The 16,805-nt window shown below is 75.1% G+C and carries 17 protein-coding genes; 10 read left to right on the plus strand and 7 right to left on the minus strand.

The features are described 5' to 3' along the window. Positions 1-26: 26 nt before the first annotated feature. Positions 27-1,097, minus strand: coding sequence for a GTP 3',8-cyclase MoaA (gene moaA, locus ACYVF4_RS04855; RefSeq protein WP_460720269.1), 1,071 nt, complete (start codon positions 1,095-1,097; stop codon positions 27-29). Positions 1,098-1,346: 249 nt separating this feature from the next. Between moaA and ACYVF4_RS04860 the strand changes: the two genes are divergently transcribed. Genes ACYVF4_RS04860 through cydC form a run of 4 tightly spaced genes read left to right on the plus strand, consistent with a single transcriptional unit; the run spans position 1,347 to position 7,317 of the window. After that, positions 1,347-2,774 carry a cytochrome ubiquinol oxidase subunit I gene (locus tag ACYVF4_RS04860; RefSeq protein WP_460720271.1) on the plus strand — a complete coding sequence of 476 codons (1,428 nt, stop codon included), beginning with the start codon at positions 1,347-1,349 and terminating at the stop codon, positions 2,772-2,774. Between the two features lie 9 nt (positions 2,775-2,783). Then, positions 2,784-3,815, plus strand: a complete 1,032-nt coding sequence (gene cydB / locus ACYVF4_RS04865) for a cytochrome d ubiquinol oxidase subunit II (RefSeq protein ID WP_460720273.1) — start codon at positions 2,784-2,786, stop codon at positions 3,813-3,815. 41 nt (positions 3,816-3,856) lie between these two features. Next, a complete protein-coding gene (gene cydD / locus ACYVF4_RS04870) occupies positions 3,857-5,638 on the plus strand; it encodes a thiol reductant ABC exporter subunit CydD (RefSeq protein ID WP_460720275.1) in 1,782 nt (593 codons plus the stop codon). Continuing rightward, positions 5,635-7,317 (plus strand): thiol reductant ABC exporter subunit CydC, encoded by a 1,683-nt coding sequence (cydC, locus tag ACYVF4_RS04875; RefSeq protein ID WP_460720277.1) that lies wholly within the window; start codon positions 5,635-5,637, stop codon positions 7,315-7,317. Before cydD ends, cydC begins: the two co-directional genes overlap by 4 nt. A 19-nt stretch (positions 7,318-7,336) precedes the next feature. Here the strand turns inward: cydC and ACYVF4_RS04880 are convergent, their stop codons facing one another. Genes ACYVF4_RS04880 through modA form a run of 3 tightly spaced genes read right to left on the minus strand, consistent with a single transcriptional unit; the run spans position 7,337 to position 10,058 of the window. Beyond that, positions 7,337-8,449 carry a sulfate/molybdate ABC transporter ATP-binding protein gene (locus ACYVF4_RS04880; RefSeq protein WP_460720279.1) on the minus strand — a complete coding sequence of 371 codons (1,113 nt, stop codon included), beginning with the start codon at positions 8,447-8,449 and terminating at the stop codon, positions 7,337-7,339. Next, positions 8,446-9,273, minus strand: coding sequence for an ABC transporter permease (locus ACYVF4_RS04885; RefSeq protein WP_460720281.1), 828 nt, complete (start codon positions 9,271-9,273; stop codon positions 8,446-8,448). Before ACYVF4_RS04885 ends, ACYVF4_RS04880 begins: the two co-directional genes overlap by 4 nt. Further along, positions 9,270-10,058: a molybdate ABC transporter substrate-binding protein gene (modA, locus tag ACYVF4_RS04890; protein ID WP_460720283.1), complete on the minus strand. Its 789-nt coding sequence runs from the start codon at positions 10,056-10,058 to the stop codon at positions 9,270-9,272. Before modA ends, ACYVF4_RS04885 begins: the two co-directional genes overlap by 4 nt. A 115-nt stretch (positions 10,059-10,173) precedes the next feature. Here modA and ACYVF4_RS04895 point away from each other — a divergent pair, with 115 nt between their 5' ends. The 6 genes from ACYVF4_RS04895 (at position 10,174) to ACYVF4_RS04920 (ending at position 14,230) form a co-directional block, all read left to right on the plus strand. Further along, complete coding sequence (locus ACYVF4_RS04895) at positions 10,174-11,283, plus strand: ThiF family adenylyltransferase (RefSeq protein WP_460720285.1); 1,110 nt, start codon at positions 10,174-10,176, stop codon at positions 11,281-11,283. Next, positions 11,280-12,512 carry a molybdopterin molybdotransferase MoeA gene (locus ACYVF4_RS04900; RefSeq protein ID WP_460720287.1) on the plus strand — a complete coding sequence of 411 codons (1,233 nt, stop codon included), beginning with the start codon at positions 11,280-11,282 and terminating at the stop codon, positions 12,510-12,512. The genes ACYVF4_RS04895 and ACYVF4_RS04900 overlap by 4 nt, the downstream gene beginning before the upstream one ends. Beyond that, entirely contained in the window at positions 12,509-12,997 is a 489-nt protein-coding gene (moaC, locus tag ACYVF4_RS04905) for a cyclic pyranopterin monophosphate synthase MoaC (RefSeq protein WP_460720289.1), read from the plus strand. Before ACYVF4_RS04900 ends, moaC begins: the two co-directional genes overlap by 4 nt. Continuing rightward, entirely contained in the window at positions 12,994-13,602 is a 609-nt protein-coding gene (gene mobA / locus ACYVF4_RS04910) for a molybdenum cofactor guanylyltransferase (RefSeq protein WP_460720291.1), read from the plus strand. Before moaC ends, mobA begins: the two co-directional genes overlap by 4 nt. 65 nt (positions 13,603-13,667) lie before the next feature. Beyond that, positions 13,668-13,997, plus strand: a complete 330-nt coding sequence (locus ACYVF4_RS04915) for a DUF6457 domain-containing protein (protein WP_460720293.1) — start codon at positions 13,668-13,670, stop codon at positions 13,995-13,997. Beyond that, positions 13,997-14,230, plus strand: a complete 234-nt coding sequence (locus tag ACYVF4_RS04920; protein ID WP_460720295.1) for a MoaD/ThiS family protein — start codon at positions 13,997-13,999, stop codon at positions 14,228-14,230. Before ACYVF4_RS04915 ends, ACYVF4_RS04920 begins: the two co-directional genes overlap by 1 nt. Positions 14,231-14,234: 4 nt before the next feature. Here ACYVF4_RS04920 and ACYVF4_RS04925 read toward each other — a convergent pair whose 3' ends face one another. Genes ACYVF4_RS04925 through ACYVF4_RS04935 form a run of 3 tightly spaced genes read right to left on the minus strand, consistent with a single transcriptional unit; the run spans position 14,235 to position 16,757 of the window. Next, positions 14,235-14,660, minus strand: coding sequence for a molybdenum cofactor biosynthesis protein MoaE (locus ACYVF4_RS04925; protein ID WP_460720297.1), 426 nt, complete (start codon positions 14,658-14,660; stop codon positions 14,235-14,237). Beyond that, on the minus strand, positions 14,660-15,136 hold the full coding sequence (locus ACYVF4_RS04930; protein WP_460720299.1) for a MogA/MoaB family molybdenum cofactor biosynthesis protein: 477 nt from the start codon (positions 15,134-15,136) through the stop codon (positions 14,660-14,662). Before ACYVF4_RS04930 ends, ACYVF4_RS04925 begins: the two co-directional genes overlap by 1 nt. A 58-nt stretch (positions 15,137-15,194) precedes the next feature. Further along, positions 15,195-16,757 (minus strand): SDR family oxidoreductase, encoded by a 1,563-nt coding sequence (locus ACYVF4_RS04935; RefSeq protein WP_460720301.1) that lies wholly within the window; start codon positions 16,755-16,757, stop codon positions 15,195-15,197. Positions 16,758-16,805 lie beyond the last annotated feature (48 nt).

Raw genomic sequence — 16,805 nt, forward strand, 5'->3', positions numbered from 1 at the left:
GCGGCGGCCGAGGTCGTCGCCACCGATCAGCCGCCGATCGCGTTCATGCCGCGAGCCGGCTGCAGGAAGGCGGGATCGTCGATCGCGTGACCGGGGAGCTTGCCGGCCACGCACGCGCGCAGCATCCGGTCGATGTCGTCCTCGGTGTGCGCCGCCCGCAGGGTCGGCAGCAGGTCGTACTCGGTCGTCGAGAACAGGCAGTTGCGCAGCTGCCCGTCGGCGGTCAGCCGCAGCCGGTCGCAGTCGCCGCAGAAGGGCGCCGTCACCGACGCGATGACCCCGACCGTGTGGGGCCCGCCGTCGAGGGTCCACCGCTCGGCGGGCGCACCGCCCCGGCCGGGGACGGGCGTGAGCTGCCAGCGCTCCCCCAGCGCCGCCAGGATCTCGTCGCGCGTCACCATCCGGCGCCGATCCCACGTGTGCCCTGCATCCAGCGGCATCTGCTCGATGAAGCGCAGCTGCGCGCCGTGCGCGACGGCGAAGTCGACCAGGTCGACGAGCTCGTCGTCGTTGACGCCGCGCATCGCGACGGCGTTGAGCTTGAGGGGCCGAAGGCCCGACGCCGCGGCGGCGGCGATGCCGTCGAGCACGTCGTCCAGCCGGTCGCGACGCGTCAGGTCGCGGAACCGGTCGGGGCGCAGGGTGTCGAGCGAGATGTTCAGGCGGCCGAGGCCCGCCGCCTGAAGCGCCGGAAGGTGCTCCCGCAACCGGATCCCGTTGGTCGTCATCGCCAGCTCCACCGGCTCACCGGCCGGCCCCCGGAGCTCTGCCAGACGCCGGACGACGTCGGCGATGTCCGCACGAAGCAGCGGCTCGCCGCCGGTCAGCCGGAACGTCGTGATCCCCGCCGCCGCCGCCACGCGCGCGACCTCGACGATCTCGTCGACGGACAGGATGCTGCTGCGAGCGAGCCACTCATTGCCCTGCTCGGGCATGCAATAGGTGCAGCGCAGCGAGCAGCGGTCCGTGAGCGAGATCCGCAGATCCCGGTGGACGCGGCCGAAGGTGTCCACGAGCGCGCCCGCGCGGGCCGCCTCGCCGCCGAGGGCGGGGCCCGCTCCGGGCCGCACGCCGATCACGACCGGGACCGCCGTCACGAGACGCCGCCCCGGCGGATCGATCCCTCAGCCGCCATGGATCGAGGCTACCCGCACCCGCCCGCCCCGGCGCCCCGGGGGGCGGATCGAAGCGGCGGGACCTTGGTCCCGGCATCCGGTCATCGGCCGCCCGTCGCGGGTGCCATCGTGGACGCGGGCGTCACCGCCCGACCGCGCCAGCGTGGTCGGACCACATGATAACCTGTGGCCTGACCACATGGTCTTCGCTACCGATCGGAGATTCACCCCGTGGACTGGCTCGACCCGCTCCTCCTCGCCCGCTGGCAGTTCGGCCTCACGACGCTGTACCACTACCTGTTCGTGCCGCTGACCCTCGGGATGGCCCTGGTCGTGGCGATCTTCCAGACCGTGTGGCACCGCACGGGCGACGTGAAGTGGCTGCACCTGACGCGCCTGTTCGGCAAGATCTTCCTGATCAACTTCGCCATGGGCGTGGTGACCGGCATCGTCCAGGAGTTCCAGTTCGGGATGAACTGGTCGGCGTACTCCCGCTTCGTCGGCGACATCTTCGGGGCGCCGCTCGCCTTCGAGGGCCTGATGGCCTTCTTCTTCGAGGCGACCTTCATCGGCCTGTGGATCTTCGGGTGGGACAAGCTCCCCCGCGCCCTGCACCTCGCCTCGATCTGGATGGTCGTGCTGGGATCCACGCTGTCGGCCTACTTCATCCTCGCCGCCAACGCCTTCATGCAGAACCCCGTCGGCTACCAGATGGCCGCCGACGGCGGTCGCGCGGAGCTCATCGACTTCGGCGCCGTGCTGACCAACCCCGTCGTCCTCGCCGCATTCCCGCACACGATCTTCGCGGCATGGATGTTCGCCGCCGCCGTCGTCATCGCTGTCTCGGCATGGCATCTCTCGCGCGGGCAGCACACCGAGACCATGCGCTCGTCGCTGCGCTTCGGCCTGTGGGGCATGATCGTGTCCTTCATCGGCGTCGGCCTGTCCGGCGACCAGCTGAGCCTGGTGATGGTGGCGACGCAGCCCATGAAGATGGCCGCCGCCGAAGCCATGTGGGACACCGCGTGCGGCGCCGACGCCTCGTTCTCGATCTTCTCGCTCGGCACCCCCGACGGATCCGAGGAGATCTGGTCGCTGCGGGTGCCCTACCTGCTGTCGCTGCTGTCCACCCACTCCCTCGACGGCTGCGTCGAGGGGCTCAACGACCTGCAGGCCCTGTACACCGAGCAGTTCGGCGCGGGCGTGGACTACATGCCGATCGTGTGGGTGACCTACTGGTCGTTCCGCTGGATGATCGGCCTGGGCGGCGCGGCCACCCTCATCGCCGTCGCCGGCCTGTGGGTCACGCGCAAGAAGGCCACGCGCCCGGTCGCCGGCTGGATGTGGAAGATCGCGATCTGGTCGGCGCCGCTGCCCCTGGTGGGAAGCCTGGTCGGCTGGGTCTTCACCGAGATGGGCCGCCAGCCCTGGATCGTCTTCGGCCTCATGCTCACCGAGGACGGCGTCTCGCCGAACGTGCCCGGCTGGACGGTGCTGATCTCGCTCGCCGCCTTCACCCTCGTCTACGCCGCGCTGGCGGTGGTGGAGTTCGGCCTCATCGTCAAGGCGGCGCAGAAGGGGCCCGACCCCCTCCCCGGCCCCGACGACCCCGATCCGCGGTCGGCCGCGATCGAAGACACCCCGACGACGGTCTACTAGGAGACGGCCATGGATCTCGCATACGTCTGGTTCTTCATCGTCGGCGTCTTCTTCGTCGGCTACTTCGTGCTCGACGGCTTCGACTTCGGCGTCGGCATGTCGCTGCCCTTCCTCGGCCGCGACGAGGTGTCGCGCCGGCAGATCATCAACACCATCGGCCCGGTGTGGGACCTCAACGAGACGTGGGTCATCGTCGCCGGCGCGTGCCTGTTCGCCGCGTTCCCCGAGTGGTACGCGACGCTGTTCAGCGGCTTCTACCTGGCGCTGCTGCTCATCCTGCTCGCCCTCATCGTCCGCGGGGTGGCGTTCGAGTACCGCCACCAGCGCGACGACGCGCGGTGGAAGAAGCGCTTCGACCTCATGATCGTCGTCGGCTCCGCCGTCCCCGCGTTCCTGTGGGGGGTCGCCGTGGCCAACATCGTCCAGGGCGTGCCGATCGACCAGGACTTCGAGTTCACCGGCACCCTGCTGACGCTGCTGAACCCGTACGCGCTGCTGGGCGGCCTGACCACGCTGCTGCTGTTCTTCACGCACGGCGTGTACTTCGTCGCGCTGAAGACCGACGGCCGGGTGCACGACGAGGCGCGGGTCCTCGCCCGCCGGTCGGGCTTGGCCGCCGTCGCCGTCGCGGCGGTGTTCCTGGTGTGGACGATCTTCAACGCCGTCGGCGCCGGGGCTCCCCTCCTCGCGGGCGTCATCGCGTGCGCCGCGATCGCGGCGGTGACCCTCGTGATGTCGCTGGTGTTCAATATGCGCGACCGTGAGGGCTGGGCGTTCGGCTTCGGCGCGGCGACCATCGTCTCGGCCGTGCTGACGCTGTGGCTCGCGCTCTTCCCGAACGTGATGCCCTCGTCCACCGATCCCGCGTTCTCGCTGACGATCGAGAACGCCTCGAGCACCGACTACACCCTGACGATCATGACGTGGGCCGCGGTCATCTTTCTCCCGCTCGTGCTGCTCTATCAGGGGTGGACGTACTGGGTGTTCCGCAAGCGCGTCACGCGCACGCACATCGAGAAGGCCGGCGCCGCCGCCCACTGACCCGCCCGCCCCCGCGGAGGGGCGGATAGGGTCGTCATGCGATGAGTCAGACGGATGCCGCACCCGGCGCGCGCCCCGAGCGCGTGCGCCCCGTGGACCCGAGGCTGCTGCGGTACGCCCGCTCGTCCCGCGGCTTCTTCGTCGCCGTCGGGGTGATCGCCGCCGCGCAGACGGCGACGGTTGTGGCCTTCGCGTGGCTGCTGACCGAAGCGGTCGTCGGAGTCATCGACGGGCGGCCGCTCGACCGGCTGACTCCTCTGCTGGCAGGCCTCGCCCTCGCCGCTGCGGTGCGCGGCGCGCTGGTGTGGGCACGCGAGACGGTCGCCGCCCGCGCCGCGGCCCGCGTGCAGTCCGAGCTGCGCGCCCACCTCGTCGACGCCGTCGGCGCCCTCGGCCCGGAGTGGCTGGAGCGGCGCAGCTCCGCCGCACTGGCCGTCACCGCCGGGCGCGGACTCGACGCCCTCGAGGCGTACTTCGGCCGCTACCTTCCGCAGCTCGTGCAGACCGTGGTCGCCACGCCGTCGCTCGTGGCCGTGATGTGGTGGCAGGACTGGATCTCGGGGCTGACGGTGCTGCTCACCCTCCCCCTCATCCCGATCTTCATGGTGCTGATCGGGCTGGCCACCCGCGCCGTGCAGCACCGGCAGTGGCGCACCCTGCAGCACCTCGCGTCGCGGTTCGCCGACACCGTGCAGGGGCTGTCGACGCTCACGGTCTTCGGCCGCCAGCACCGCGCGGCGGCCGCCATCGAAGAGGTCACCGACCGCTACCGTCGCGAGACGATGAAGGTGCTGCGGGTGTCGTTCCTGTCGGGGTTCGCGCTGGAGTTCCTCGCCTCGATCTCGGTCGCGATCGTCGCTGTCTCGATCGGGTTCCGCCTCATCGACGGCACGATCGCGCTGGGCGTGGGACTCTTCGTGCTGCTGCTCGCCCCCGAGGCCTACCTGCCCCTGCGGCAGGTCGGGGTCCAGTTCCACGCCGCGGCCGAGGGGGTCGCCGCCACCGACGACGTCTTCGCCGTGCTCGACGAGTCCCGCCCCCGCGGGGCCCGACCGCGCGCCACACCCACCCCCGCGCCAACCCACACATCCGCCGCCCGATCCACACCCCGCGGCACCCCGGACGTGTGGATCGGTGAGCCGATGTGTGGATCGGCCGTCGCGACCTCGCGCACCCATCCCGCCGGCCGGCCCGAGCTGGTCGTCGAGGCCCTGCGCGTCCGCCGGGGCGAGCGGCTGCTGCCGCCCGTGGACCTGCGCGCGAGCCCCGGCGATCTCGTGCTCGTCGAGGGCCCGAGCGGCACCGGAAAGTCGAGCCTGTTCGCCGCGCTCCGCGGCGCCGCCCCGTACGAGGGCGCGGCGCGCTGGGACGGGCACGAGGTCCGCACCCTCTCCCCCGCCTCGTGGCTGGCGTGGGCGGGGCAGCGGCCGGGACTCCTCGCGGGCACCGTCGCGGCCAACGTCGCCCTCGGCGACGACCGCCCCGACCGTGCGCTCGTCGAGCGCGCCCTCGCCGCGGCCTGCGCCGACGGCATCCGACCCGATCTGGAGCTGGGGATCCAGGGCGCCGGGCTCTCGGGCGGGCAGGCGCAGCGGGTCGCCGTCGCACGCGCCGTCTACCGGCACCTGCGCGGCGGAGCCCCCGTCATCGCCCTCGACGAGCCCAGTTCCGCACTGGATGCCGCCACCGAGGCGCGCCTGTGGCGTTCGCTGCGCGCGCTGGCCGACGCGGGCGCGGTGGCGCTGCTGGTGTCGCATCGGCAGAGCGCCCGCGAGGTGTGCGACCGGGTCCTGCGGCTGGAGCCGGCGGGGGTGGCGGCATGAGGCCGGGTACGCGGGGCGTGCTGCGGGGCGCCCTTCCCCCCGCGCGCCGGCTGTGGCCGGCACTGGCGTCGGGCTTCGCCTCGGAAGCCTCGGCGGTGGCGCTCCTCGCCGTCAGCGCGTGGCTCATCGTGCGGGCCGGCGAGCAGCCGCCGGTGCTCTACCTGTCGGCCGCGGTGGTCGGGGTGCGCTTCTTCGCGCTGTCCCGCGCGGTGTTCCGCTACCTCGAGCGCCTGACCGGGCACGACGCGGCCCTGCGGCGCCTGGCCGCCGCGCGGTCGTCGCTCGTGCGGCGCCTGATCCCCCTCGCGCCAGACGGGCTGACCCGCACGCGTCGCGGATCCGTGCTCGGCGCCCTCGTCGACGACGTCGACGAGCTGCAGAACCTGCCGCTGCGCGTCGTCCAGCCCCTGGTGTCGTCGGCGGCCGTCGCGCTCGGCGCGGTCGTCCTCGTGGCGTTCGTGTCGTGGCCGGCCGGCCTCACGCTGCTCGCGTGCCTCGCGGTGGCGGCCGTCGCAGCGACCCTATGGGGCTGGGCGTCGGGCGCACGCGCGGAGCGGACGATCGCCCCCCTGCGTGCGGCCTTGGCCGACGCCGTCCTGGACCACCTCTCGAACCTCGACGTGCTGCAGGCCTACGGTGCCGAAGCGGCCGGCCGCGACCGGATCCGCGAGGCCGACCGCGCGGTCCGCCGCGCGGTGGTCCGCCGCTCGGTCGCCCAGGCCGGGACGGCCGCCGTCGTCTCGGTGCTCGCCGGCGCGGCCTCGATCGCCGCGATCCTCGCCGCCGCGCCCGCCGTCGCCGCGGGGACGATCGACGGCCCGGCCTTCGCGGTGGCGGTCCTCGTGCCGATGGCGGTGTTCGAGGTGTTCGCGTCGGTCCCGCTGGCGGCGGCCGCGTGGCGCCAGGTGCGCGCCGCCGCCGACCGCGTGGCCGGCGCCATCCCCGACGAGGTCCCCGCCGAGCTCGTGACGGCGGGACCGGACGCCACCGGCGACGCGCCGCCGCTCGGCGAGGGGCTCGCGCTGCGGGGCGCCACGGTGCACTGGCCCGGCGACTCCCGTCCCGCGCTCGCGGGGATCGACCTCGACGTCCGCCCCGGCGAGCGGCTGCTCGTGTCCGGACCCAGCGGCGCCGGCAAGACCACGCTGGCGCACGCGCTCGTGCGGTTCCTCGACGTCGAGGGCGTCTACACCGTCGGCGGCCGCAGCGTCGGCGACCTCGCCGCCGACGACGTCCGCCGGACCGTGGGGCTGTGCGAGCAGCATCCGATGCTCTTCGACGAGGACATCCGCCAGAACCTGCTGTTCGCCCGCGACACCGCGACGGATGCAGAGCTCGAGGCGATCCTCGAACGCGTCGGGCTCGGCGCGTGGCTGCGCGAGCGCGGCGGCCTCGGCGCGCGCGTCGGCGAGCGTGGCGCGCTGGTGTCGGGCGGCCAGGCGCAGCGGATCGCCCTCGCCCGCGCGCTGCTGCGCGGCTTCCCCGTGCTGGTGTTGGACGAGCCGACGGCGGGCGTGGACCCCGAAGCGTCGGACGCGCTGCTCACCGACCTGCTGAGCGCCGTCGGATCCGACGGGTCGGGCCGATCCGTCGTGCTGATCTCGCACGTGGCCCCGCCGGCGGGCCTCATCGACCGCGAGGTGCGGATCGACGGCGGGCGACTGCATCCCGTCGGCTGATCCCCCACGGCCCGCGTTCTCAGGCTGCGCCGGCCCGCGCCACCAGCCTGACCTCGCCGGAGTCGACACGTAGCGTCACCGGCGCACCGGGGACGAGGTCGAGCGCGGCGGCGCGGTCGGCGGGCAGGTCCACCGCCACATCGGGGTCGGCGGTGCGCACCCGGACGCCCGCGGGCGTGGGCTCCAGCCGGGTGACCCGCGCCAGCCACTCGCCGGGCGCGGGCAGCTCACCCAGCCGCAGCGCCGCCGTCCACGTCGGCGCGTCCGTGCGCGAGAGGTGCACCGCCGCCGGCGGGAAGACGGCCGCGGCAGGTCCGTCGGGCAGACCGGATGCCGCGACCGCGCCGATCGGCACGCCCGAGGCGGGCGCGAACCGGCCGTCGCGGACGACCCCCTCGACGCGGTTGAGTCCCGCGACGGCGGCGGCGAACCGGGTGGCGGGCGCGGCGAGGACCTCGCGCACCGAGCCGGAGCCGGTGACGCGGCCGTCCTCGAGGACGAGCAGGCGCGAGGCGAGCGCGACGGCGTCCACGGCGTCGTGAGTGGCGACGACCGCGGTGGTGCGGGTGGCGCTCAGCTGCTCGCGCAGGACCGCGCGGATGTCGGCGGCGGTCTCGACGTCGAGCGAGGTCAGCGGCTCGTCGAGCAGGATCACCGCCGGCGACGTCGCGAGGGCGCGCGCGAGCGCCACCCGCTGCTGCTGTCCGCCCGACAGCTGCGCAGGGCGTCTCGCACCCAGACCGTCCAGGCCCACCTTCCACAGCCACTCGTCCGCCTCGCCGTGCGCGGTCTTGCGGGCGGTGCCGCGGGCGCGCGGGCCGAAGGCGACGTTCTCGTGCGCGGTCAGGTGCGGGAACAGGCGGGGCTCCTGCCCGAGCAGGACGATGCCGCGGCGGTGGGGTGCGGTGCGCACGCGCGGGCGCGTGCGGGAGTCCAGCACGCGATCGCCCAGCCGGACGTGCCCGGCGCGCAGCCGCACGAGGCCCGCGAGCACCCCGAGGAGCGTCGACTTGCCGGCGCCGCTCGGGCCCATGACCGCGACGGTCTCTCCCGGCTGCGCCGCCACGGCGACATCCAGCCGGAACGCCCCGCGGACGACCTCGACGCGCGCGTCCAGCGCCGCCCCGCTCATCGCGGCGTCTCCACGCGCCACGCGCGCACCAGCACGAGCACGGCGACGGCCGTCACCAGCAGCAGCAGCGACAGCGCGACGGCGGTCCCCTGCGACACCCCCGCGCCGTTGAAGGCGGTGTAGATGGCCAGCGGCATCGTCTGGGTGACGCCCGGGGCGTTCCCGGCGAACAGCGCCGTCGCGCCGAACTCCCCGATCGCGCGGGCGAAGCACAGGACGATGCCGGCGACGAGCCCGGGCGCCGCCAGCGGAAGGGTCACGCGCCGCAGGATCGTCCACCGCCCGGCACCGAGCGCGGCGGCCGTCTGCTCGTACTCCACCCCGCTCGCCCGCAGGGCGCCCTCGAGGGCGAGGACGAGGAAGGGCAGCGCCACGAACGTCTGCGCCAGGACGACGGCGACCGTCGTGAACGGCAGGCGGATGCCGGCCTCGGCCAGGTACTGGCCCACCACCCCCGTCCGGCCGAAGAGCATGAGCAGCGCCACGCCCCCCACCATGGGCGGCAGGACCAGCGGCACCGTCACGAGCGCCCGCAGCGCCGCGGCACGGCGCCGGCCCGTGCGCGCGATGAGGAGCGCGAGCGGCACCCCCAGCAGGACGCAGATGCCGGTGGCCGCGCCCGCGGTCTGCAGCGACAGCCCGAGGGCGGCGAGCGCGGCGGGCGAGGTGACGTCCTCGCGGAGCGTGGACCACTCCACGCGCGCGACGAGCGCTCCGAGCGGCACGAGCAGCAGCGCGAGCCCGAGCAGGGCGGGCAGCGCCAGGATGCGCGGCACGAAGCCCCGCCGGCCGTCGGCGCGGCGCGCGGTCGCGAGGCCGCTCACGGCGCACCGAATCCCGCGTCGGCGAGCACGCGGAGTCCCGCGGCCGAGGTGACGAACTCGACGAAGGCGTCGGCGACCTTCGGATCGGCGGCACCGGCGAGCGCGGACACCGGGTAGCGGTTGACGACGGCATCCGCCCCTTCGGCACGCACCGCGCGGACGCCGTCGGCGCGCGCGATGTCGGTGGCGTAGACCAGGCCCGCGTCCGCCTCACCAGCGGCGACCTTCGTCAGCACGGCGGTGACGTTCTGCTCGTAGCCGTCGACGGCCGCCGTCACGCCCTCGTTCCCGAGCAGGGTGACGGATGCCGCGCCGCACGGCACCTCGGGCGCGCACAGCACGACGGTCGCCTCGGGCCGGGCGAGGTCGGCCAGTCCGCGCACTCCCGCGGGGTTGCCGGCGGGGACGGCGATGACGAGGGTGTTGGTCGCGAACGGCCGTGGGCGAAGCGCCAGCCCGGCGTCCTGCAGGTCGGCCATCGTCGCCTCGTCCGCGGCGGCGAAGACATCGGCCGGAGCACCCTCGAGGATCTGCGCGGCCAGGGTGCGCGACCCGTCGTAGACGACGGGCCGGACCTCGACGTCCGGGTTCTCGGACTGGAACCGCTCGGTCAGCTCGTCGAACGCGGCCCCCAGCGACGCGGCCGCGTAGACGGTCAGAGGCCCGGCGAGGTCGCCGGCGCCCGGGGAGCCCGCCCCCGGGGAGCCGGAGGGCTCGGCGGCGCAGCCGGCGAGCACGAGCACGGCGGCGCCGGCCGCGAGGGCGGCGCGGGGGGATCGGATCATGCGCATGGGGGTGATTCGCAGCGTTCGTCGCATCGGTCGTCGCCTCGGTCGTCGCCTCGGCTGTCGCGAGAGTCGTCCTGTTCACCCTATGCGGCCTGGGACGTAGCCTGGTCCCATGCCGCTGCCGCCGCTCGTCGAGCCCGTCGCCGCCCTGGACGACGCCGAGCGGGCGCGGACGGCCCGCCACCTCGTCCTCGCGGGGCTCGGCGACGAAGGACAGCGGCGCCTCGCGGCGGCCCACGTCGCCGTCGTCGGCGCCGGCGGGCTGGGATCCCCGGCGATCCTGGCCCTCGCCGCCGCCGGCGTCGGCACGCTCACCGTCATCGACGACGACGTCGTCGAGCTGTCGAACCTGCAGCGTCAGGTGCTGCACCGCCGCACCGACGCCGGGCTGCCCAAGACCGACAGCGCCCGCCGGGCCGCGGGCGACCTCTCGGACACCGTCGTGCGCGGCATCCGAGAGCGACTGACCCCCGGCAACGCCGAGCGGCTGCTGGCGGAAGCGGACGTCGTCCTCGACGGCTCGGACACGTTCGCCACGCGCGAGACCGTCGCCGCCGCGACCGAGACGCTCGGCATCCCGCTGGTGTGGGGCACGGTGCAGGAGTTCGACGCGCAGGTCACGGTCTTCTGGTCGGCGCCGCCCGTCGGCACCGCCCCCGTGCGCCTGGCGGACCTGTACCCGCCCGGCAGTGCGGGCGAGGTGCCGACGTGCGCGCAGGTCGGCGTGCTCGGCGCCCTGTGCCTGCAGGTCGGATCGCTCCAGGCGCTCGAGGCGATCAAGCTGATCGCGGGGATCGGCGAGCCGCTCCTCGGACGCATCCTCGTGATCGACGGCCTCGGCGCCCGCTGGCGCGAGGTCCCCCTCCGCCCCGCCCCCGCCCCGACCCACCCGGTCGCTACGCCCGCCCCCGCCCTCTCCACCCCCACCCCCCACATCCGCGCCGCCGACCCCGACCCCGCCCACGCACGGATCCTCGACGTGCGCGAGGACCACGAGGTCGCCGCCGGCATGATCCCGGGCGCACGGCACGTCCCGCTGGCGCGGGTCCTCGCCGACCCCGCCGCCCTCGCGGCGCCCGGCGAGCCGCCGCTGGTGGTCGTGTGCGCCGTGGGCGTGCGCGCCCGCCGCGCGGCAGACGCGCTGCGGGCGGCCGGGGTCCCGGCATCCGTCCTCGCCGGCGGCATGCAGGCGTGGAGCGCCGCCGAGCGGGGCAACGGATGAGCGGCCTGCGCGCGGTCGACGAGCACCTCGCGACGATCCTCGCCCGCGTGCGTGCGACCGGCGCCGAGCAGCGGGCCCTCGCCGACGCGGCGGGTCTGACGCTCCGCGAGCCGGTCCGGGCCGCGGTCGACCTGCCGGCCTTCGACAATTCGGCGATGGACGGGTTCGCGGTCCGCTTCGCGGATGTGACGGATGCAGCGCCCGCCGCCCCCGTCCGGCTGAGCGTCGTCGCCGATCTTCCGGCGGGCACGACCCTGGACCCGCCGCTGTCGCGGGGGCAGGCGGCCCGCATCATGACGGGGGCGCCCGTCCCCGCGGACGCCGATGCGATCGTGCCCTTCGAGGACACCGCCGGTGGCCTCGAGGACTCCCTCGCCGACGCGGTCGTGCAGGCCGCCCCCGCGCGCGCGGGCGCGCACATCCGGCGCCGCGGCGAGGACGCGCGCGTCGGGGACGAGGTCCTCACGGCGGGCGTCGTGATGGGCGCCCTGCAGCGCGCGGCCGCCGCCGCGGCGGGGGTCGCCGAGGTCGTGGTGGCTCGGCCGCCGCGCGTGGCGGTGGTCTCGACGGGCTCGGAGCTCGTGGCGCCGGGCCTCGCCCTGCGGCGCGGCCAGATCCCCGAGTCCAACGGCGAGCTGCTGGCGGGCCTGGCCACTGAGGCGGGCGCCGAGGTGGTGCTGCGGGCCGTCGTGGACGACGACGGCGACGGCCCCGCCGACGCGGTCGCCCGAGCGCGGGGGCTCGCCGCCGACGTCGTGATCTTCTCGGGCGGCGTCAGCGCCGGCGCCTACGAGGTCGTGAAGACCTCGCTCGCCGGCGCCATGACCTTCTCTAAGGTGGCGATGCAGCCGGGCAAGCCCCAGGGGTTCGGCGTCCTCGACGACGGCACGCTGCTGTTCGGGCTGCCGGGCAACCCGGTGAGCGCGGCGGTGTCCTTCGAGGTGTTCGTCCGCCCGGCGCTCCTGGCCGCCCAGGGCCGGGCCTCGCTCGCGCGCCCCGTCCTGCGTCTGCCCGCCGCGCACGCGTGGCGCACGCCGGCCGGGCGCCGGCAGTATCTGCCGGTCGTCGTCGACCGCACCGATCCGGCGGCCTGGCGCGCCGTGCCCGCCACCTCGGGCGGATCGCATCTGGCGGGCGGCCTCGGCCGCGCCGAGGCCTACGCCGTCGTTCCCGCCGAGGTGGGCGCCGTCGAGGCCGGCGCACTCGTGGATGTCATGCTGATCTCATGACCTTCACCCACCTGGATGCCGCGGGCCGGGCCCGCATGGTCGACGTCACGGCGAAGCAGCCCACCGTCCGCTCGGCGACCGCGCGAGGGCACGTCCGCTGCGCGCCCGAGGTCGTCGCCGCCCTGCGCGACGGGTCCGTGCCCAAGGGCGACGTCCTGGCGGTCGCGCGGATCGCGGGGATCCAGGCCGCCAAACGCACCCCCGACCTGCTGCCGCTGGCCCACGTGATCGGCGTCCACGGCGCGGTGGTCGACCTCGCCGTCACCGACGGCGGCGTCGACATCGAGGCGACCGTCCGCACCGCCGACCGCACCGGCGTCGAGATGGAGGCGCTGACAGCCGTCTCGGTCGCCGCCCTCGCGGTGGTCGACATGGTCAAGGCGCTCGACAAGGGCACATCCATCCAGGACGTGCGGATCGTCGCGAAGACCGGCGGCAAGTCCGGCGACTGGCACCGCCCCGACGAACCCGGAGCCGGGCGATGACGGCCCAGCCGGACGAATCGACCGCCGCGATCATCCTCGCCGGCGGCCGGGCCTCCCGCATGGGCGGGACGGACAAGCCGCTCCTGCATGTGAACGGGCGGAGTCTGCTGGCCGCGGCCGTCGACGCCGCCCGCGACGTCGGGGCGCGCCCGGTGACGGTCGCCGGTCCGATGCTCGACCCCGCGCTCGAGGTGGACTGGGTGCGCGAGGACCCGCCGTTCGCCGGCCCCGCCGCCGCGATCGTGGCGGCACTGGCCGAGTGGGCGGCCTCAGGCATCGCACCCGGCTGGACCTACCTGCTCGCCGCCGACCTGCCCGCGGTCACCGACGCCGTGGTCCGCCTCGACGCCGCGCGGGGGCTCCTCCCCCGCGATGCCGACGGGGTGTGCCTGGGGGATGCCGCCAGCCGGCCGCAGTGGCTCATCGGGCTGTACCGCACGCGGGCCCTCGAGGACGCGGCATCCGCTCTGCCCGATGCGGGACGAGACCAGCCGGTCCGGGCCCTGATGGAGGATCTCGCCGTCACCGTGCTGCGCGCGGAGGAGCTCACCGACGACATCGACACGTGGGACGACGCGCGCCGCTTCGGCGCCGAGCACCCCTGAGCGCCCTGCCGGGCGGCGGCGGGTCGTGGCAGGATCGACACGACCGCCCGAGACCAGGAGGCATCATGAGCGAGCAGACCCACCTGCCCCCCGAGGCGCTGGACGACTGGGCGGCGGCCCTGCAGGAGCGGTTCGACCTGGAGGCCGGCCAGGTGCCCGTCTCGGGCGTGCTGGACCTCGCGCGGGACGTGGCGGTCGGCGTCGCGCGACCCGCCGCTCCGGTCGGCGCCTTCGCCGCGGGCCTCGCGGCGGGGCTCCGCGGCGGCGACGCCGACGCGATCCGCGACGCCCTCGCGGCCGTGACCGACCTCGCCCGCACCGTCGACCACGCCGACGCCCCGGCGGCCGACGACGCCGTGGTCGACCCCGACGCCGACGTGATCGGCACCGCCTGATGCCCCGCGTCCGCTACTTCGCCGCCGCCGAAGAGGCCGCCGGCCGCGACGAGGAGCGGCGCGACGAGGCGACCCTCGGGGCGCTCCGCGTGGCCCTGGCCGCCGACCACCCGCGTCTCGCCGGCATCCTGACCCGCTGCGCGGTGCTCGTCGGCGGCGAGCGCGTCGCCGACGACACCGCCCTCGGCGACGAGGACGTCGTCGACGTCCTGCCCCCCTTCGCGGGCGGCTGAACCGTCAGCCCCCGAGGCCCTTCCACGCCGTGGTGCCGTCGGCCTCGACCTGGCGCTTCCACACCGGCAGGTCGGTCTTGATCGTCTCGATGACGGCGCGGCACACCTCGAACGCCTCGGCGCGGTGGGCCGAGGCGACGGCGATGACGACGGCGGTGTCCCCCACCGCGAGCCGGCCCACGCGGTGACTGACCGCGACAAGGGCCCCGGTGCCGCCGATCGCGGCGGCCGCGATGCGGGCCAGGGCGGCCTCGGCGTCGGGGTGCGCGGAGTACTCCAGCGCGACGACGGCTCCGGCGGCATCCGGATCGTGGTCGCGCACGCGACCGACGAACGTCGTGACCGCGCCGGCTGCGGCATCGTCGATGGCCGCGAGGTGCTCGGCGAGGTCGAGCGGCTCGGTGCGGATGCGGGCGAGGGCGACCGGCATCAGTGGTCCTCGCCGTCGAGCTGGTCCAGCACGTGCCCGGCGACGGACACCACGACGGGCATCCCCGACCTCACCGCCGCCGACGACCCGGGAAGGTTCACCACGAGCGCCCGGCCGGCCACACCGGCGATGCCGCGCGACAGCATCGCCGCGGGCTTCTCGGCCACACCGCGACGGCGCAGCTCCTCGGCGATGCCGGGCAGCTCCCGCTCGATCACGCGGGCGGTGCCTTCGGGCGTCCGGTCGCGGGTGGCGACGCCGGTTCCCCCCGTGGTCACGATGACCCGGATGCCGGCTGCCACGAGGTCGCGCAGGACCCCCTCGACCTCGTCGGCGCCATCGGGGACGATCCGCGGGTCCTCGCACGCGAACCCGGCGGCGCGCAGGGCCGCCACCGCCACGGGACCGCTGGAGTCGGCGCGCAGGCCCGCGGCGGACCGGTCCGAGACGGTCACGACGGCGGCGGGATGAGGCATCCCCCCACTGTAGATCGTGCCCGTCCTGCAGATCGCGGCCGTCCTGCAGAGGGTGCCGTCACGCCGCCTGGCGCAGGCCCGACTGCTCGGCCTCGGCGAGCTGCTCGGCCGCGGCGGTGATGCGGTTGGCCATGCCCGCGAAGATGAACCCGTGGAAGGGCACGACGGCGAACCAGTACAGCCGTCCGGCCAGGCCCGTGGGGAAGAACACCGCCCGCTGCTCGTAGCGGGAGCCCGCGCCCTCGGGCGTCGCGCGCAGCTCCAGCCAGGCCAGGCCCGGCACCTTCATCTCGGCCCGCAGCCGCAGGAACGAGCCGGGTTCGAGCGCCTCGACGCGCCAGAAGTCCAGCGCGTCGCCGACGGCGAGGCGATCACGGCTGCGGCGCCCGCGCGCGAGCCCGATGCCGCCGACCAGGCGGTCCATCCAGCCGCGGATCGCCCACAGCAGCGGTGAGGAGTACCAGCCGTTCTCGCCGCCGATCCCCTCGATCACCCGCCACAGCGCCTCGGCCGGCGCCGAAGTGCGCGCCTCGCGCGCATCGACGAAGACGGCCTTGCCCGCCCAGTCGGGGTCGCTCGGCAGCGGGTCGCTCGGGACGCCCAGCACCTCGGCGTCGGCCCAGCTGGTCTCGACGGCGTCCTCTTTCACTCGGCCGAGCGCCAGGCGCACCGCGCGACGGTACGGCGTGAGGCCGTCCTCGGGCGGCGGGATGAGCGCGTCGATGTCGTGGTTCTTCATGACGCACTCGTTCTGCAGCGACGCCACGAGCGGCCGCGCGATCGACCGCGGGATCGGGGTCACCAGGTTCACCCAGTGCGAGGCGAGATTCGGCGTGAAGACCGGCAGCGAGGCAATCGGCCGCTGGTGCAGGCCCGCCTCGACCGCGTAGCCGTTCATCATCTGCCCGTAGCGCAGCACGTCCGGGCCGCCGATGTCGACGGCGCGATTGACGTCCGCGTCCACGCGCGCGGCTCCGAGCAGGTAGTGCATGACGTCGCGGACCGCGATCGGCTGGATGCGGTTGCGCACCCACTTCGGCGCCGGCATGTAGGGCAGCACGTCGGTGAGGTGGCGCACCATCTCGAACGACGCCGACCCCGACCCGATGACGACGCCGGCCTGCAGCACGAGCGTCGGCACGCCGCTGGCCAGGAACACCTCGCCCACCTCGACGCGCGAGCGCAGGTGGGGCGAGAGCTCCACACCCTCGGGATGCAGTCCCCCGAGGTAGACGATGCGGCCGACGCCCGCCGCGGCGGCGGCGCCGGCGACGGTGCGCGCCGCCCGCAGGTCGGCGTCCTCGAAGCCGCGGCCGGCGGCCATCGAGTGGACGAGGTAGAACAGGACGTCGACATCGTCGACGGCGGTGGCCACGGCATCCGGATCATCGGCCGACCCCCCGACCGTTTCGACCTCGCCGCCCCACGCGAAGGCGCCGACGCGGGCCGGTTCGCGGGCCAGGACCCGCACCCGGTACCCCGCGTTCAGCAGCCGGGGCACGAGCCGACCGCCGATGTACCCGGTGCCGCCGAGCACCAGCGCACGCGGCGCCGACCCGTCGGGACGCGGGCGCGCACGCAGCGCCTCTTCACGGCCGGTGGGAGCGCTGAGATTCTCCATGGCCGAAATCTAGCGGCATCCCGGGTACCCCGGATCCGGCCGGCGGTG

Source organism: Microbacterium aureliae (assembly GCF_054780155.1).

Coding starts and splice junctions, on each gene's coding strand:
- cydB (WP_460720273.1), top strand. CDS start 2,784: ATGGATCTCGCATACGTCTGGTTCTTCATCGTCGGCGTCTTCTTCGTC.
- cydD (WP_460720275.1), top strand. CDS start 3,857: ATGAGTCAGACGGATGCCGCACCCGGCGCGCGCCCCGAGCGCGTGCGC.
- cydC (WP_460720277.1), top strand. CDS start 5,635: ATGAGGCCGGGTACGCGGGGCGTGCTGCGGGGCGCCCTTCCCCCCGCG.
- ACYVF4_RS04880 (WP_460720279.1), bottom strand. CDS start 8,449: ATGAGCGGGGCGGCGCTGGACGCGCGCGTCGAGGTCGTCCGCGGGGCG.
- modA (WP_460720283.1), bottom strand. CDS start 10,058: ATGATCCGATCCCCCCGCGCCGCCCTCGCGGCCGGCGCCGCCGTGCTC.
- ACYVF4_RS04895 (WP_460720285.1), top strand. CDS start 10,174: ATGCCGCTGCCGCCGCTCGTCGAGCCCGTCGCCGCCCTGGACGACGCC.
- ACYVF4_RS04900 (WP_460720287.1), top strand. CDS start 11,280: ATGAGCGGCCTGCGCGCGGTCGACGAGCACCTCGCGACGATCCTCGCC.
- moaC (WP_460720289.1), top strand. CDS start 12,509: ATGACCTTCACCCACCTGGATGCCGCGGGCCGGGCCCGCATGGTCGAC.
- mobA (WP_460720291.1), top strand. CDS start 12,994: ATGACGGCCCAGCCGGACGAATCGACCGCCGCGATCATCCTCGCCGGC.
- ACYVF4_RS04915 (WP_460720293.1), top strand. CDS start 13,668: ATGAGCGAGCAGACCCACCTGCCCCCCGAGGCGCTGGACGACTGGGCG.
- ACYVF4_RS04920 (WP_460720295.1), top strand. CDS start 13,997: ATGCCCCGCGTCCGCTACTTCGCCGCCGCCGAAGAGGCCGCCGGCCGC.
- ACYVF4_RS04925 (WP_460720297.1), bottom strand. CDS start 14,660: ATGCCGGTCGCCCTCGCCCGCATCCGCACCGAGCCGCTCGACCTCGCC.
- ACYVF4_RS04930 (WP_460720299.1), bottom strand. CDS start 15,136: ATGCCTCATCCCGCCGCCGTCGTGACCGTCTCGGACCGGTCCGCCGCG.
- ACYVF4_RS04935 (WP_460720301.1), bottom strand. CDS start 16,757: ATGGAGAATCTCAGCGCTCCCACCGGCCGTGAAGAGGCGCTGCGTGCG.